We start from the raw sequence: 15290 nt of genomic DNA on the forward strand, positions 1-15290 counted from the left end.
CGCGCGAAGCTCAGCGGCACCAGCGACTGTCGGCCGTAGCCTGCTTGCCTGCCTTGTGGCTTTGGCCGACAATGCGGCGGCATGACAGCAGGTGAGACGCACCAGGCGATCGAAGCAATTTTTCGCATTGAACGGGCCCGGCTCATCGCGGGTCTGGCCCGCGTCGTGCGCAATGTCGACCTTGCGGAGGAACTGGCGCAGGACGCCCTGGTCATTGCGCTGTCGCAATGGCCCGCAACCGGTGTTCCGGCCAATCCCGGCGCCTGGCTGATGACGGTGGCCAAGCGCCGCGCCATCGACGCGATCCGTCGCGACAAGATGCGCGCGCGCAAGCATGAGGAGATCGCGCGCGAGCTGGACGGCGAGGTCGACGACACGCCCGGGATGATCGAAGCGACCATGAACGACGATCTTGGCGACGAGCTGCTTGGCCTCATCTTCACCGCCTGCCACCCCGTGCTTTCGGCCGATGCCCGCGCGGCACTCACGCTGCGTGTCATCGGCGGTCTGACTACCGACGAGATCGCCCGTGCTTTCCTCTCGACTGAGGCGGCGATCGCCCAGCGCATCGTTCGCGCAAAGAGGACGATCGGCAAGGCAGGATTGAGTTTCGAGGTGCCGCGCGGCGCCGAACGAATAGCGCGGCTCTCCTCGGTGCTGGAGGTCATCTACCTCATCTTCAATGAAGGCTATGCCGCCACGGTGGGCGACGATCTTGTCCGGCCTGGCCTGTGCCGGGAAGCGCAACGGCTGGGCCGCATGCTGGCGGGGCTGATGCCCGAGGATGCCGAAGTGTTCGGCCTGCTGGCCCTGATGGAAATCCAGGCGTCGCGCCTGCCGGCACGCATCGGCCCGGACGGCTCCCTGATGCCGCTGACCGAGCAGGATCGCGCACGCTGGGACCAGTTGCTGATCCGCAGGGGCCTTGACACGCTGGCCCGGGCCGAGGCGATCGGGGGCGATGGCCCCTATGCATTGCAAGCCGCGCTTGCGGCCTGCCATGCGCGTGCACGCACTCCTGCCGATACCGACTGGCCCCGCATCGCGGCGCTCTATGACCGGCTGCGGGCCGTGATGCCCTCGCCGGTGGTCGATCTCAATCGGGCGGTCGCCCACAGCATGGCCTTCGGGCCCGAAGCCGGCTTGCGGCTGGTGGACGAGATCGCCGACGGAGCCGCGCTGCGCAATTATGCGCCATTGCCGGCGGCGAGGGGCGACTTCCTGTTTCGGGCCGGCCGGCTGGCCGAGGCCCGCTCCGAATTCGAGACCGCGGCCAGGCTGACCCGCAACATGCGGGAAGCGGCCTTTCTCCTCGCCCGCGCGGACGCTTGCGCTGGGAACGGCTAGGCCGAGAGAGACGGGTTGGTGTTGGGCGGCAGCGCCTCTTCCGCCTCATGATCGTCCGGAAGAATATCGCCGTTCACTGCCAGCGGCCGTCCGATCCAGATCGGATCGACCAGATGGTCGCGCAGCGGGTTGCTCGTATTCGGGTGGATGAGGATGCTGAGCCCCCTATGGTTCAGCATCAGCCACGGTACGAGTGAAGCGAAAACCTCGTTCGCAAATGAGACCTGGTACATTGCCTGATCATGCGGGCCAACCTTCTGCTCATGCCAATTGCCCAGGCGCACGCGGAAACGTTCTCCGATGCGAAGCCGCAGCCATTCGGCATGTTGTCGCTCGCTTTGCCCGTCGTAGTAGATATGGGCATGATAGCTGGCAATCTCGGCGAGCGGCCTTGGACTGGCGGTGTCTTCGTTCACCTCGATAGCCTCCTTCGATGATTGTCGCTTTCGGCGCAACTGTACCCGAAGCAGGGACGCCTTGTCTGCAACCGGTGCGGCACCCGCAACCGGTGCCGGTTCGTTCGAGTTCGGTCCGGTTGCCTGTCGCTCCCAGGATAGCACATCGGGCTTGGGATTTTTCCCCTAGGTGTTGACGGCACGCGGGACTAGCATGGGGCTGACTGGGGGTGTGCGATGACAGACGTCTCGATACGCCGCGCGGACTTCATGATGGTCCTGGCCTATGCTTCGGACCTCGCCACCGGTCATTCTCGCGACTTCGCGCTGAAATCCTGCGTACTTGCAATGCGGATCGCCGAGCTTGCCGGAGTTTCCGATGAGGTTCGTCGCAATGCCTACCACCAGTCGATGCTTCGCTATGTCGGCTGCAATGCCGACACGGACCTGCTGTCGGCCACCTTCGGCGACGAAATCGCACTCCGCCAGGATCTTGTCGGTCTCGACATGGGCAACCGTGCGGAACTGGGCAGGGTCTTCGTGCAGGCCTTCAAACGGTTCTACTACGATCTCGAACCTGACGCGCAGGCCAGGGCGATCGAGGCCGCGATGTCGCAGGCGCTCGCGGTGGCCCGCCCGGTGCTGACAGCGCATTGCGAGGTTGCGCAGCGGATCGGCGAGCGGCTCGGCCTGTCCGACGAGATCCGGCGCAATCTTGGACAGATCTACGAACGCTGGGACGGCAAGGGCCTGCCGCGCGGGCTGAGCGGCGAGGATGTCCTGCCGGCCGTGCGGCTGATCACATTGGCGCAGGATGCGATTGCGCTCAGCGATGCCGTCGGCATCGACGGGATGGCTGAGACCATCGCCAGTCGCGGCGATGGCCCATACGAACCGGAACTGGCCCGGCTCGTCGCGGCCAACGCGGCGGCGCTGATGGAGGGCATCGGCACGACGGTCGATCGCGAGACGATCCTGTCGCTCGAGCCCGATCCGCCGGTGACGCTGGATAAGGCGGCTTGCGATGAGGCTTTCCTCGCCATCGCCGACATGATCGACATGCGCATGCCGTTCACGCATGGGCATTCGCGGATGGTGGCGGAACTGGCGGAGGGCGCAGGACAAGGGATCGGGCTGCCCGCCGCTGACGTTCGCGCGCTGCGCTGGTCGGGCTGCATCCATGATATCGGCGAACTGGTGGTGCCGGTGGCGACCTGGATGCGCAACGGCCCGCTGTCGGTTCGCGAGCGCGACGCGGCACAGCTGCACGCCTATTACGGCGAACGGGCGCTGGCCTCGTTCGGTCGCGAGGGCGATGCGATGGGCGCCCTTGTGCTTCGCCATCACGAACGTCTGGATGGCTCGGGCTATCACCGCAAGGTCGGCGCTTCCGACCTGTCGCCTGCGGCAAGGATCCTGGCTGCTGCCGAAGCATTCCAGACATCGCGAGAGGAACGTCCGCACCGCAAGGCGCTGTCCAGTGAGGCGGCGGCGGCACAGTTGCGCGCAGCCGTTCGTGAGGGCTGCATCTGCCCCGACGCCGCCGAGGCCGTGTTGTCCTTCGCCGGGCAGCCGTCGCGCCGGGTGCCGCCGCGGGCGCTGGCCGGCATGACGCCTCGCGAGATCGAGGTTCTGCGCCTGATCGCCGCTGGCCTCACCGCGAAGGAGGCGGCACGCAGGCTCGACATCTCGCCCAAGACGGCGGACCACCATATCCAGAGCGTCTATTCAAAGATCGGCGTGACCACGCGCGCCGCCGCCGCGCTGTACGCGGTCGAGCACGGCCTCATACGACCGGGCGAAACGCAGGCATAGGGAATCCACCCCATGCGCGCCTGCTCCAGTGCGCGCATCGTGGATCCTGTCGACGGATCAATGGTGGCCGCGACTGATAGGAGGGTAAACCGATGCTTCTCGCAACGACCAAGGTGGCGGATGTCGACCGCTTCATCCGTATCTTTTCGACCAAGGGCGCCGACAAGCGCCGGCTGCACGGCTCGAACGGCGCAACCGTGTTCCGCGACCCCAGCGAGGCGGACCGCGTCTGGGCCATCTTCGACTGGGATGCCGAGGGCTGGAAGAATTTCGTGTCGGATCCGGAGGTGCCGGCGATCCTGCAGGAAGCCGGCCATGTCGGCAAGCCGCAGGCCGCACTGCTGCTCGGCCACTACGAGGCCTGAGGTCCCGCACTGCGCGCCGCCTGGCGTCCGGCGGCGCGCCCGACCAACCCCAGATTTGGAGAAAGCAAATGGATCCGAAACCCATCAAGATCGGCCTTATCGCCGAACTCACTGGCCCCTTGTCCTTCATGGGCATCGCCAACGCGAATCTGACGACAATGCTCGTCGACGACATCAACGCCAAGGGCGGCCTTCTCGGCCGGCCCGTGAAGCTCGTCATCGAGGATGGCGAAACCGTCGAAAGCGTTGCCAAGGCAAGGACCGCGAAACTGATCGACGTCGACAAGGTCGATGTGGTCGTCGGCGGCATCTACAGCTCGACCCGCCAGGCTATCAAGAGCGAGGCGGTAACCCGAGGCAGGACGCTCTATATCTACACCGAGCAGTACGAGGGACAGGAAAACGATCCCTTGATCTTCTGCACGGGTCCGGTGCCTGCGCAGCAGGTCGAACCGTTGATCCCATGGCTTATGAAAAGCACCGGGGCGAAGCGGTTCTATTTTCCGTCGGCCGACTACATCTGGCCTCATTTGCTGAACAAGGCGGCAAGCCGGGTGGTGCGCGCCAACGGCGGCGAGATCGTCGGCGAGGAGTATTTCCCGCTCGACACCGTCGATTTCCGGCGAACGGTGCAGCAGATCATGGCGAGCGGCGCCGACGTGGTCTTCAACACCATCGTCCCGCCAGGCCTGACGCCATTCCTTGACGAACTGCACAAGGCCGGTTTCGGCAAGCGGGGCGGCAAGATCGTCTGCACCTACTTCGACGAGAACTTCTTCAACCTTGTGCCGTCGGAGCAGATCGAGGGCCTCTACAGCTGTCTCGACTACTACCAGGAGCTCGAGGATCCGTTTGGCCGGGCGCTCTTGCGTCGCTACAGCGATCGATTCCCCGGCAGCGCGATGCTGACCGCCGGCAGCGGCTGCACCGGCCACTACCGGGCGATCAGAATGTGGGAAGCGGCTGTGAAGGAGGCCGGCACGGTGGAGCGCGAGGCGGTCATCCGGGCGCTCGATCACGCCCGCATAAGCGAGGGGCCCGGCGGCCCGGCCGAAATGGTTCCGGGCCAGCACCATGTTCGCATGAACATGTACATCGCGCAGGCGAAGGGCGGTCGATTCCGGGTGGTCAAGAACTTGGGTCCGATCGATCCCAACGAGCGCGTGCTTAGCGACGAATTCCAGCCAAGCAAGGCGGGGTGATTGGGCGGCGGCGGGGGGCGGCTTCCTTTTCGGGTCGGGCGACTGGACCGGAAGCCGCAAGTTCCCGGCCCTGGGCTGCCTGTCTGAAAAGCGCCTGTTCCAGACATATTGGGATCTAGTGCGAAGACTTGGAAGCGGACATTGGTCCCTGCATTCGCTAAAACCACCAAACGATGTACCCTTCATGCCGAGCTCGGCAGGACGAGAACTCATGATGCATGACGATCAGGTGGATATCGACATCGATATCGCCCGCCAGATGATCCGCGATCAGTTTCCCCAGTATCGTCATGAGGACATCACCCCAGTCAGATCGTCGGGAACCGTCAATGCCATCTTCCGCATTGGCTCGAAGAGCACTGCACGGTTCCCACTGCGAGCGATGAATACGACCGAATGCGCCGATATGCTTCGGTCGGAGGCCGCCGCTATGGTCGAGCTTGGAGAACATTGCCTGTTTCCGACGCCTCAACCGATTGGGCTCGGCGAGCCAGGTCCCCACTATCCAATGCCATGGGCATTGCAAACGTGGATCGAAGGCGAGGTCGCCACGCCGCACGGGCTACGTGGATCGACGACTTTCGCCCTGGACCTTGCGCACCTCGTGGCGTCGTTGCGCCAAGCGGACACGCGGGGCCGACGCTTCGACGGGCAAGGACGTGGTGGACGTCTCGCCGATCATGACGATTGGATGATTGTTTGCTTTGAAAACAGCGAGGGCCTTCTCGATGTGATCAGACTGCGCGATTTGTGGGCTCGCTTCCGCGAGTTGCCATCCGCTGGGCCTGTCGTGATGAGTCATAAGGACCTTATCCCAGCAAACCTTCTCGTGCAGGGTGAGCGTCTTGTCGGAGTGCTTGATGGCGGCAGTTTCGGACCAGCCGACCCGTCGCTGGATTTGGTCGTCGCGTGGCATCTTCTGGACCGCGAGCGAAGGACGACCTTTCGGTGCAGCCTTCAAGTTGAGGACCTTTGGTGGAAGCGTGGTGCTGCTTGGGCATTCCAGCAGGCAATGGGTCTCGTCTGGTATTACCATCGCACCAACCCTGCCATGAGTGCGCTTGGGCGCAGCACGCTCTCTCGCATTCTCGATGATCCCGACATCTGAACTCTGGTAGTCGGGGCGCGCGCCATTCCGGAACTCGCTCTGGCACAACCAGCTCCGGATTGACCGCCTCGGTCGCTTGGCGGAAGTTTCACCGGGTGTGTTACGCAGAGTGCAAGCGGAGACAGACAACGTGACCCTGACCAATCGTGACATCGTCGAGCTTACGGCGTGGCGGCGCCAGCTGCACCAGCGCCCGGAAATCTCGAATGAAGAGGAGAGAACGGCGAAAGAGGTCGTCGACTTCCTCGCCGATACGAGACCGGACGAAGTGCTGACCGGCTTGGGCGGGCACGGCGTCGCGGCGGTCTACGAAAGCGGCGAGGCGGGACCAACGCTGTTGTTCCGCTCGGAACTCGATGCGCTGCCGATCCACGAGCTTTCAGGCGCGCCACATGCATCGCTCGTGCCGGGCAAGTCGCATATGTGTGGCCATGACGGACATACCGCGATCCTGGCGGCGCTTGGCCGACAGCTGGGGCGCGAGAGGCCGGCTCGCGGCCGTGTCGTGCTGATGTTCCAGCCGGCCGAGGAAACCGGCAACGGCGCTGCCGGCGTCGTCGCCGATCCGCGCTTCGGCGCGATTGCGCCGGATTTCGCGTTCTCATTGCATAATCTGCCGGGCGTGCCGCTCGGGGAGGTCCGGCTCAAGACGGGCGTGGTGAACTGTGCCTCGCGCGGCATGCGCATCGTGCTGGAGGGGAAGACCGCGCATTCGTCGATGCCCGAGACCGGCATCTCGCCCATGACGGCAATCAGCCAGTTGATGCCGGCCCTACCGGCGCTCGGGCGCGGAACCTTTGCCGACGACGACTTCAGCATGGTCACCGTCACTCATGCCGAGATGGGCGAAGCCGTGTTCGGCATTGCGCCCGGCCAGGCCGAGATCTGGGCGACGCTGCGCACCCGACGCGACGACCGCATGGCCAATTTGTGCGCCGCCGCGGAAGCCCTGGTCACGCGAATTGCCGCCGAGCATCGTTTGTCGCCCCGGTGTGACTATCATGAGGTGTTTGTTGCCAGCGTCAACGCGCCGGAGGCGGTTGAGCATCTGTTGCGAGCGCTCGATGAGGAGGGCGTCCCGCACGGAGAGGAAAACCTGCCGATGCGCGCCTCGGAAGATTTCGGCGTGTTCGGCCACAAGGCGGCATCGGCGATGTTCTTCCTTGGCGCGGGCGAACGGCACCCGGCGCTGCACAATCCAGACTATGATTTTCCGGACGACCTGATCCCGATCGGTTCAAAAGTGTTCATGCGGACGTTGCGCAACCTTCTTGGCTAACGCCGGCCACGGTCAACTCGAATGCAGGAAACCCCCTCACAGGAACATCGTTTCGTGGGCGGAACATCCGATGGCATGAGCGCATTTCTGTGTTCGCACCGTCGAGGGCGACTGTGAATCGTCGCCGGGGTGCGTGGAAAACAGGGCCGTAATGGCTTCAAAAGGGGAAGGGACAAGCAATGGCAATTGCCAAGAACACGATCTGCCTGTGGTACGACAAGGATGCCGAGGTTGCAGCCCGCTTCTACGCCGAGACGTTTCCCGACAGCGCGGTGAGTGCTGTCCACCGTGCGCCCAGCGACTACCCGTCCGGCAAGGCGGGCGATGTGCTGACTGTCGAATTCACGGTCGTCGGCATCCCCTGCCTCGGCCTCAATGGCGGGCCGGTGTTCAAGCACAACGAAGCCTTCTCGTTCCAGATCGCCACCGACGATCAGCAAGAGACCGACCGCTACTGGAATGCCATCGTCGGCAATGGCGGCCAGGAAAGTGCGTGCGGCTGGTGCAAGGACAAATGGGGCGTCTCCTGGCAGATCACGCCGCGTGTGCTGACCGAGGCGATGGCTGCCGGTGGCGATGAAGCAAAACGCGCCTTTGATGCGATGATGGACATGAAGAAAATCGACGTCGCCGCGATCGAGGCGGCTCGGCGCGGCTGACGACAGGCCTCGTCATACTGTCGCCTCGATCGGCTCGGCCAGCTTCGGGTTTGCGCGCGCCGCGATCAGGCAGCCGGCGACGATCAGGCATGCTCCCGTCAGCGTGGTCCAGGCAACCTCCTCGTCGAAGAAGAACCAGCCAAGCGCGATGGCCCAGATGAAGGCCGAGTATTCCGTCGGGATCAGATATTGCGCCTCGGCGCGGGCGTAGGACCAGCTCATCAGGAACTGCCCGGCAAGCGACAGCATCGTCACCCCGGCCAGGGGAAGCCAAAGGTTGGTCGGCAGCGCCACCGCGAGCCACGGCGCGGCGAGGCCGAGGAGGATGGCCACGCAAAGGTTCTGGAACAACATGATCTCGATTGGCTTGGCCAACTGCGCCTGTTGACGCGCCAGGATCAGATTGTAGCCGTAGAACACCGTCGATACGAGCACCGCTGCCGTGCCCAGCATGGCATCCTGCGAATAGCTTTCCCGCCCGAACTGGCCGGCCATTATGATCGCGACGCCGGCAATGCCGGCCAGCGATGCCCAGATCGCCTGCCGCCGGATTCGTTCGCCCAGCAACAATGCGGCGAGGAAGAGGGCGAACAGGGGCGCGACGAAGCTGAGCCCGATCGCCTCCGCCAACGGCAGCCTGGCGAGACCCCAAAAGAAGCACATCAGAACGATGCCGACGACAGCGGCACGCAGCGCATGCAGCCGCAGCACCGCAAGGGTTGGCTTTGAGCGTGACCCGGCAGACCAGGCTGCACCGGCGACCACAGTCGCAACCATGCTGCGCCACAGCACCGTGTTGTAGACGCCGACGGCGATGACCAGGGTCTTCATCGCCGCGTCCATCCCCGACAGCAGGAAGATCGCGAACGCGCATACCAGCACCGGGGTCATCGGGGCAACGGCGCCGGCCAGGCCGGGGGTCTTCACGGCTTCACTCATGTGCAGCCGGATATCTCAGAGGAAACGGCAGGACCAGATGGCAGCCCCGTCGATATGGCGGTCCAATCCGCAGGGATGGGTGCGTTCGCTAACGCGAACGGGGGTTCGGATCCTGCCAGCCTTCAGGAGGCCGGTGTGGCCCCCTATTCGTTGAGCGATCTCGGCCCGCTGACGAACGGGCTCCCCCTGACATAGAACCGCAGCAGGCGGTTCGCATCCCGCGAAATACCGATCCTGGTGCTCTGCCCGATTTCGCCGGGCTCGTGGTCGTCACCATGTCCGAGCCACAGCGGGCCCCGCTGGCAAAGATCGAGCCCGTCGAGCGAACGATCGATCCGCAACGCCGTGGCAAGCCTTCCCGGGCCTCGCGCCAGGTCGCGCAAGCGCTCGATGCCGCGATTGAGCTGCATGATGGCGATGCCTTCGAGCGGCACGAGCGCCCGGATCAGGACGCCGGTTCCGATCCCGGGCACGTCGCTCGAGACATTCAGCATGTATGAGATGCCGTAGGCGAGATAGACATAGGCGTGGCCGGGCTCAAGAAACAGCGAATGGTTGCGCGGGGTCGTCCCCCGGTAGCCATGCCCGGCGGCATCGCCGACGACATAGGCCTCGGTCTCGACAATGCGGCCGCTGGCGATGCCTTCCGGCAACTCCCGCACCACCACCTTGCCAATGAGATAGCGGGCGAGAGCTGCCGTATCGTTCGGCAGCTCCGGGCGTGCGAGTGGGCGGCGGATGACCATCCTTACGGCGGCCAGGCTTCAGGGAATCCGCTCGACCCATTGCGCGCGCGAAGGCCCCGGCTCGAACGGATCGCCGAAATACTGCGTCTCGCGGGCCACCTTGCCATCGAGGAACTCCATGATGCTCACGGTGTAGGACGGCCGCCCGTCATAGGCCAGGACATATTCAGTGACCCAGAGGTCGCCCGCTCCGGTGATCCGCCGCACCGTGAAGCGCTTCCGGTTCGGCTGCGCGGCGCGAGACGATTGAATCTTGCGCCTTCCGCGGATGCGCTCCCCCGATTGCGGATAGTCGAGCACCGCATCCTCCCGGTAAATCTGGTGCTCCACCTCGAAATCGTTCGCATCGGAGGCGGCCCAGTGGCGAACCAGAGCCGCGCGGATGTCCCCGTCTTCCATATCGAAACTCCTTCGCCGCCGATGGAGCCGGCGTATCATACGCCGGCCCGGAGGTCGGGACGAGCCGGCTAACAATACCGCGAGACAGCTCTCAGTCGAGTGTCAGCGCAGCCACTTCGCCCTCGTTCATCAGCGGCACGAAAATGGTCGACTTGCCGTCGGTGCCGATGTCGGCGCTGCCCGGCTTGAAATGCGCCAGCGCTTCCGGCGCGGCGCCGGCACGGTAGCGGTAGAGCGTGCCGGTCATGTAGGCGGTGGCGTAGATGGTGTCTCCGATGGCGATGACGCCGTCGAGGTCGGCGAATTTCTGCGCGCCGGGCAGCGGCGAAACCGCCTTGCTGGCGAGATCGACCGACAGCAGCCCGCCCGGTTCGGCCGTGCTGAAATCGGGCTTGATGCCCTTGCCCCATGAGGCCACGATCAGCCGGTTGCCGTCGGCGAAGACGCCGTTGGGCGAACCCAGCGCCGCATCCTTGACGAACAGCTCCGGCCGGTCGCCGTCGATACGGTAGATGGCGTCGGCCAGCATGTCGGTGACGTAGACCTTGCCGGATTGGTCGGATGTCATGTCGTTGAGGAAGACGGCATTCGGCACCGTGATGCTGGAAACCAGTTTGCCGCTGGCGAGATCGACGACGCGGACCTTGGTGATGTCGGCGACATAGAGCTTGCCGCCCGATATCGCCATCCCCTTGGGCGCGTCCATGCCGTCGGTCCAGTGCTGGGTGATCGTCTTGCCGTCGGTGGACAGCACCGAGAGATAGCCGTTGCCGTCGGCATCGCCGGGATTGCCGACGATGTTGGAGACGATGATGCGGTTATTGGCGGCGTCGAACAGCACCGATTCCGGCTGTTCGAGGCCTGCCGCGCGCCAGAGCTCGCCAGCTTGGGCGGCGGGCGCCGCCACGATGCCGATGACTGCGAAAAGGGGGATGAAACGGTTCATGGGTGCTCTCCTGTGATGACGGGCAAGAGCTACGGTTTTCGATACTTTCCGAAAAGGCCGATTACCGCTAGTATCGTAAATCGATACGAAACTGCCGGCAAGAGGTGCATCCGATGAACGGTTTGATCTTCGAGGCGCTGAAGCGGACGCTGAAGGCCAAAGGCGTCACCTATCGCCAGCTTGCCGAACGCATGGGCGTTTCCGAGCCGACGGTGAAGCGCATCTTCCACGAGCGCAACTGCAAGCTCGACCGGCTGATGGAGATCTGCACGGCGGCCGGGGTCGAACTGGAAAACGTGCTCGGCTCGATGAACCGCGGGCCGGGACCGGTCAACCACATCGCGCCGGACATCGAGCGCAGGCTCGCCGGCCGGCCGGCGCTGCTGTTCATCTTCGTCATGCTGTCGGAGAAGTTCACCCCCGAAGGCATCATGCGCTCGCAAGGCCTGAGCGAGGCCTCGATGTTCCTCTATCTGCGCGATCTGGAGGAGCTCGGCCTGATCGCACTCGGCCGGGGTCTCACGGCAAGATTGCTGGTCGAGACGCCGATCCAGTGGAATTTCGAAGGGCCGCTGAGGCCACTGTTCGAGATGACCAACAAGAATTTCATCGGCTGGGCCATCACCCATATCGAGCGGGAAGCGACCTTCGTCAGTTTCAGCAGGCGGATGCGGCCGGAAACGGCTGAGATGGTGCGGCGCGAGGCGGAGGATCTGGCCAACCGCGCCAAATTGCTCGCCCATCACGACCAGCACACCACGCCCGAGGAGGGGCTGGTCGGCTACAAATGGACGTTCGCGTTTGGCGCGACGCCGTTTCAGGCGATCATGCCGATCGGTCCGCACCCGCGCGATGCCGGTGCAAGGCCGGACGGCCGAAGCGCCGTTGCTGCCAAAGGACGACGGCCACTGCCGGCATAAACAGAGAGATAGAGCCGTTTCTGTGAAACGCTCAAGGCGAGCCGCTATTCGGCAGCCTTCGTCTCGGGCTCTGCAGCCTTGTCGTCCCAGGTCACCGCCCGGTAGTCGAAACCATATTCCAGCGTCGGCTTGACGATGCGGAAATAGGGCGACAGGTCGAAGTCGCGCGGCGTGTACAGCGAGTGGTGACGGATGTGCAGGATTTCCCGGCGTGAATAATTGGACTGCGCCGAAGCGCGGCCGGGCGCGCGGGTGATCTCGGGCAGGATCGGATAGCGGATCTGGCCGTAGGCCTCGGCGATCAGCGAGGAACAGATGGCCCGTGTCGGGTCGCCGGAGCCGAACGCCAGCATGCGGCGGCGCCAGCGCACCGGCACCGGCGGCGCCGGCAGGAAATAACGCAGCATGTCGAGGATGTTCTTGAGATCGTATTTCAGCCCGAGCTTGCCGATCATGAAGGCGACGACCCTGTCGCGGTCCTCCGGTGCCAGGCCGCTCGCCCGGCAGATGCGGGTGTTGTAGGTCCGATAGCGCGACAGCGGCACGGCGACGCAGCCTTCGCCCATCGAGACTTCGATCAGCCGCGGCCTTTCCGTTCCGTCTTGCGGCTCGGGCAATGCATCGCCGACATAGAGGGCCGCATGCGACCAGGTCGACTGGGTCAGGTACTTGATCACCGCCGAGATCTTCTGGTTGCCTTCGATCAACAGGATGTCGCCGGGCTCCAGCGCACGGCGCAGCGTCTCGGCATCGGACGGGGTATAAGGTTCGTAGCCGGAAGACTCTTCCTGCAGCGCGCCGGCGAGCCGGCGGCCAAGTCGATCCAGAAGCGTGTCTCTGAGCTCGGTCATGCCAAATGCCGATTAGCACGGGCAGCCGCTGGGTGCCAGCGGGAGGGTGGTTGCGCCGACGTCGGCTCCCCCTCCGCAAGGAGAGAAGGGAGAGGACAGCTCCGTCAGCCGGCGGTCGCGATCAGATCGTCCTGGGCTGCTTCGGCCAGATCGCCGCGCGCTTTGCGGGCCAGTTTGCGTGTCGAGCGCTTGGGACTGTCGCCGAACAGCTCGGCCGCCTCGGCCAGGCAGGTCTTCTTCAGCTGCTTTTCCGACCGCTTCAGAAGCTTGCCCAGGAGCCTGGTGTCTTCGGCCGGTCCGAGCGGACGGTCATCGGCCTCGAGCAGGTCGCGCATGACGAACAGATCATGCAGGTCGCCCAGCCGCTCACCCAGTGCGTCGACCGCCTTGCGCCTTGCCTTGATCGGCGTCGGCCACAGCCTGCCGAGCAGCGACAGATGCATGCCGTGCGTCTTGGCCGCCTTGCGCAGATCGTGGAAATCATTGGCCGCGCCGCGCGATCCGGCCTTGTCGAGCGCTTTCCTGGCCCGGCGCAAGGTGGTGCGGGCGCCTTCGGCAAGCACGTCGGCCGCTTGTTCCGGCTGATCGGGCAGAGTGAGGGTTTCGATCCGGTGCAGGCCTTCCTCGCAAGCGGCGGTCGCAGCAGCGATCGCGGCATCGAGCCCCGCGCCCTCATGCAATTCATGCTGGCGTGCGATCAGCCTGTCGCGCACCGCAGCCAGCCCGTCGTCGGCGCTTTCCTTGGGAAAGCTTGCCGCCAGCCGGTCGATGGTCTCGATCAGCGCCGTCGCCTGGCGCGGCCCGGCAAGCAGGCCCGCCACGTTGCGATAGCATTGGTTTTCAGTCTCGCAGAATGTTTCGTCACCGGAACGAACAAGGCGCAATAAAGCGCGCGTGCTTTTCAGCCGCTTGCGGCATTTGTGCAGCCCCTGTTCCGGCCGGCTGCGCGCGGCGTCAAGATGGGCCAGTGCCTTGCCGATTTCCTCGGCAAGGATACGCCTGACCTCGCCGGTCAGTGGCAGGCGCGGATCGATGCGAAAACTCATGCGGCGATCTCCGGAATCCCCCCGAGGGCGAGCGACGCGTTGTAAAATTCAGGCTCGCCAGTGACCTCGCGGCCGAGCCAGTCAGGCAGCATTTCGGCCGGCACGTCCTCCGGCGTCTCAAGTTCGGCGACCACAAGTCCCGCAAGCGGGCCGCCAAAGACATCGACCTCATAGAGATAGCCGCGATGCCTAACATGGTGGCGTGTCTTCTCTATGACACGCCCAAGCGCGAAGGCCAGCATCTCCTTGGCCTCCGCCAGCGGGATCGGATATTCGAATTCGTCGCGCACGCGCGCCCTGCTGCCGAATTTGAGCGTCAGCTTGGCGGAAGCGTCGTCGCTGATGCGGATGCGCAGGGTTCGACCGGGGGTCGCGGCAAGATAGAACTGGCGAATGCGGATATCCGCCTCGACCAGATCCCGCCATGTTGTGCCGGAGACCAGGAATTTACGTTCGACTTCCTTGCCCATGGCCGCGCACTAAAGCGTTAACAGACGGCCGTGGCAAGATGGTCGCATACACAAGTTTGAGTCATTGATTGACTTTAATCAATCGATTGATTAAAGTGCGCTCATGATCAAGTTGCCCGACACCGGAAGTCCCCGTCGCGAGACGTCACCCGCCGAGATGACGCGCTCGGCTCTCGTCCATGCGGCGCTGAAACTGTTCGGACGGCAGGGTTTCGACGGCACCTCGACGCGCCAGATCGCGGCCGAGGCGCAAGCCAATATCGGCTCGATCGCCTATCATTTCGGCGGCAAGGAGGGCCTTCGCGCCGCCGCCGCCGACTTTATCGTCGAGACCATCCAGGCGGTTGCCGGCCAGGCGCTCGGCAATGTGCAGGCACCTGCGCCGGGACCGGCCAGTCCGGAGGCGGCGCAAGCGCTGCTCTTCGCGGCGCTGGAGCGAATGGTCGGCTTCGTCGTGGCCAGTCCGCAGGCCGGCGAGATCGTGCAGTTCGTGTTGCGCGAGCTTTCGCATCCGACGGCAGCGCTCGACCGCATCTATGACGGCGTGTTCGAGCCGACGCACCGCAGGCTGTGCCAGCTCTGGGAGCAGGCGACCGGGGAGCCGGCCGAAAGCGAGGCCACGAGGCTCACCGTGTTCACGCTGATCGGCCAGGTCATCTATTTCCGCATCGGCCGCGAGGCGGTGATGCGCCGCATGGGCTGGAACGACATTGGCGCCGCCGAGGCGGCCAAGGTGGTGGCGGTCACGTCGGGCAATCTCAGGGCCATATTGGCCGCCCGCAAGGTGCAGGGATGAAGGGGCA

17 protein-coding genes are annotated in these 15290 nt (G+C 64.5%); 9 read left to right on the forward strand and 8 right to left on the reverse strand.

Features of this window, described 5'->3' with window-relative positions; all coding sequences use genetic code 11:
* The first annotated feature begins 81 nt into the window (after window positions 1-81).
* Complete coding sequence (locus tag AC1DZU_RS00480) at window positions 82-1347, forward strand: RNA polymerase sigma factor (protein WP_477280747.1); 1266 nt, start codon at window positions 82-84, stop codon at window positions 1345-1347.
* Here AC1DZU_RS00480 and AC1DZU_RS00485 read toward each other — a convergent pair.
* Window positions 1344-1763 (reverse strand): DOPA 4,5-dioxygenase family protein, encoded by a 420-nt coding sequence (locus AC1DZU_RS00485; protein ID WP_477280749.1) that lies wholly within the window; start codon window positions 1761-1763, stop codon window positions 1344-1346. The two genes, AC1DZU_RS00480 and AC1DZU_RS00485, sit on opposite strands and share 4 nt — an antisense overlap.
* A gap of 216 nt (window positions 1764-1979) precedes the next feature.
* On the opposite strand from AC1DZU_RS00485, the gene AC1DZU_RS00490 reads away from it, so the two are divergent.
* The 6 genes from AC1DZU_RS00490 to AC1DZU_RS00515 all read left to right on the forward strand — a co-directional run bounded on the left by AC1DZU_RS00490 (window position 1980) and on the right by AC1DZU_RS00515 (window position 8170).
* The gene (locus AC1DZU_RS00490) at window positions 1980-3557 is read left to right on the forward strand and encodes an HD domain-containing phosphohydrolase (RefSeq protein ID WP_477280751.1); all 1578 of its coding nucleotides are present in this window, start codon (window positions 1980-1982) and stop codon (window positions 3555-3557) included.
* Window positions 3558-3649: 92 nt separating this feature from the next.
* Entirely contained in the window at window positions 3650-3922 is a 273-nt protein-coding gene (locus AC1DZU_RS00495) for a hypothetical protein (protein ID WP_184872797.1), read from the forward strand.
* 68 nt (window positions 3923-3990) lie between these two features.
* The gene (locus tag AC1DZU_RS00500) at window positions 3991-5124 is read left to right on the forward strand and encodes a substrate-binding protein (RefSeq protein ID WP_477280753.1); all 1134 of its coding nucleotides are present in this window, start codon (window positions 3991-3993) and stop codon (window positions 5122-5124) included.
* Between the two features lie 211 nt (window positions 5125-5335).
* Complete coding sequence (locus AC1DZU_RS00505; RefSeq protein WP_477280755.1) at window positions 5336-6232, forward strand: aminoglycoside phosphotransferase family protein; 897 nt, start codon at window positions 5336-5338, stop codon at window positions 6230-6232.
* A 130-nt stretch (window positions 6233-6362) separates the two neighbouring features.
* Window positions 6363-7511 carry an amidohydrolase gene (locus AC1DZU_RS00510; RefSeq protein ID WP_477280758.1) on the forward strand — a complete coding sequence of 383 codons (1149 nt, stop codon included), beginning with the start codon at window positions 6363-6365 and terminating at the stop codon, window positions 7509-7511.
* Window positions 7512-7696: 185 nt separating this feature from the next.
* Complete coding sequence (locus AC1DZU_RS00515) at window positions 7697-8170, forward strand: VOC family protein (RefSeq protein WP_477282167.1); 474 nt, start codon at window positions 7697-7699, stop codon at window positions 8168-8170.
* A gap of 12 nt (window positions 8171-8182) precedes the next feature.
* Here the strand turns inward: AC1DZU_RS00515 and AC1DZU_RS00520 are convergent, their stop codons facing one another.
* From AC1DZU_RS00520 to AC1DZU_RS00535, 4 genes are all read right to left on the reverse strand, one after another.
* The gene (locus AC1DZU_RS00520; RefSeq protein ID WP_477280760.1) at window positions 8183-9109 is read right to left on the reverse strand and encodes a DMT family transporter; all 927 of its coding nucleotides are present in this window, start codon (window positions 9107-9109) and stop codon (window positions 8183-8185) included.
* Between the two features lie 143 nt (window positions 9110-9252).
* Window positions 9253-9855: a DNA-3-methyladenine glycosylase gene (locus tag AC1DZU_RS00525; protein WP_477280762.1), complete on the reverse strand. Its 603-nt coding sequence runs from the start codon at window positions 9853-9855 to the stop codon at window positions 9253-9255.
* Between the two features lie 18 nt (window positions 9856-9873).
* Window positions 9874-10254 (reverse strand): nuclear transport factor 2 family protein, encoded by a 381-nt coding sequence (locus AC1DZU_RS00530; protein ID WP_477280764.1) that lies wholly within the window; start codon window positions 10252-10254, stop codon window positions 9874-9876.
* Window positions 10255-10345: 91 nt separating this feature from the next.
* On the reverse strand, window positions 10346-11200 hold the full coding sequence (locus tag AC1DZU_RS00535; protein WP_477280766.1) for an SMP-30/gluconolactonase/LRE family protein: 855 nt from the start codon (window positions 11198-11200) through the stop codon (window positions 10346-10348).
* Between the two features lie 113 nt (window positions 11201-11313).
* On the opposite strand from AC1DZU_RS00535, the gene AC1DZU_RS00540 reads away from it, so the two are divergent.
* Entirely contained in the window at window positions 11314-12120 is an 807-nt protein-coding gene (locus AC1DZU_RS00540) for a helix-turn-helix domain-containing protein (RefSeq protein WP_477280769.1), read from the forward strand.
* 44 nt (window positions 12121-12164) lie between these two features.
* Here AC1DZU_RS00540 and AC1DZU_RS00545 read toward each other — a convergent pair whose 3' ends face one another.
* The 3 genes from AC1DZU_RS00545 to AC1DZU_RS00555 form a co-directional block, all read right to left on the reverse strand.
* Window positions 12165-12971: a C40 family peptidase gene (locus tag AC1DZU_RS00545; RefSeq protein ID WP_477280771.1), complete on the reverse strand. Its 807-nt coding sequence runs from the start codon at window positions 12969-12971 to the stop codon at window positions 12165-12167.
* 104 nt (window positions 12972-13075) lie between these two features.
* Entirely contained in the window at window positions 13076-14017 is a 942-nt protein-coding gene (locus tag AC1DZU_RS00550) for a CHAD domain-containing protein (protein ID WP_477280773.1), read from the reverse strand.
* Window positions 14014-14487, reverse strand: coding sequence for a CYTH domain-containing protein (locus tag AC1DZU_RS00555; protein WP_184872807.1), 474 nt, complete (start codon window positions 14485-14487; stop codon window positions 14014-14016). Before AC1DZU_RS00555 ends, AC1DZU_RS00550 begins: the two co-directional genes overlap by 4 nt.
* Before the next feature lie 103 nt (window positions 14488-14590).
* Here AC1DZU_RS00555 and AC1DZU_RS00560 point away from each other — a divergent pair, with 103 nt between their 5' ends.
* On the forward strand, window positions 14591-15283 hold the full coding sequence (locus tag AC1DZU_RS00560; RefSeq protein WP_184872808.1) for a CerR family C-terminal domain-containing protein: 693 nt from the start codon (window positions 14591-14593) through the stop codon (window positions 15281-15283).
* Window positions 15284-15290: the final 7 nt, after the last annotated feature.

Source organism: Mesorhizobium sp. P2_A12, from assembly GCF_056405075.1.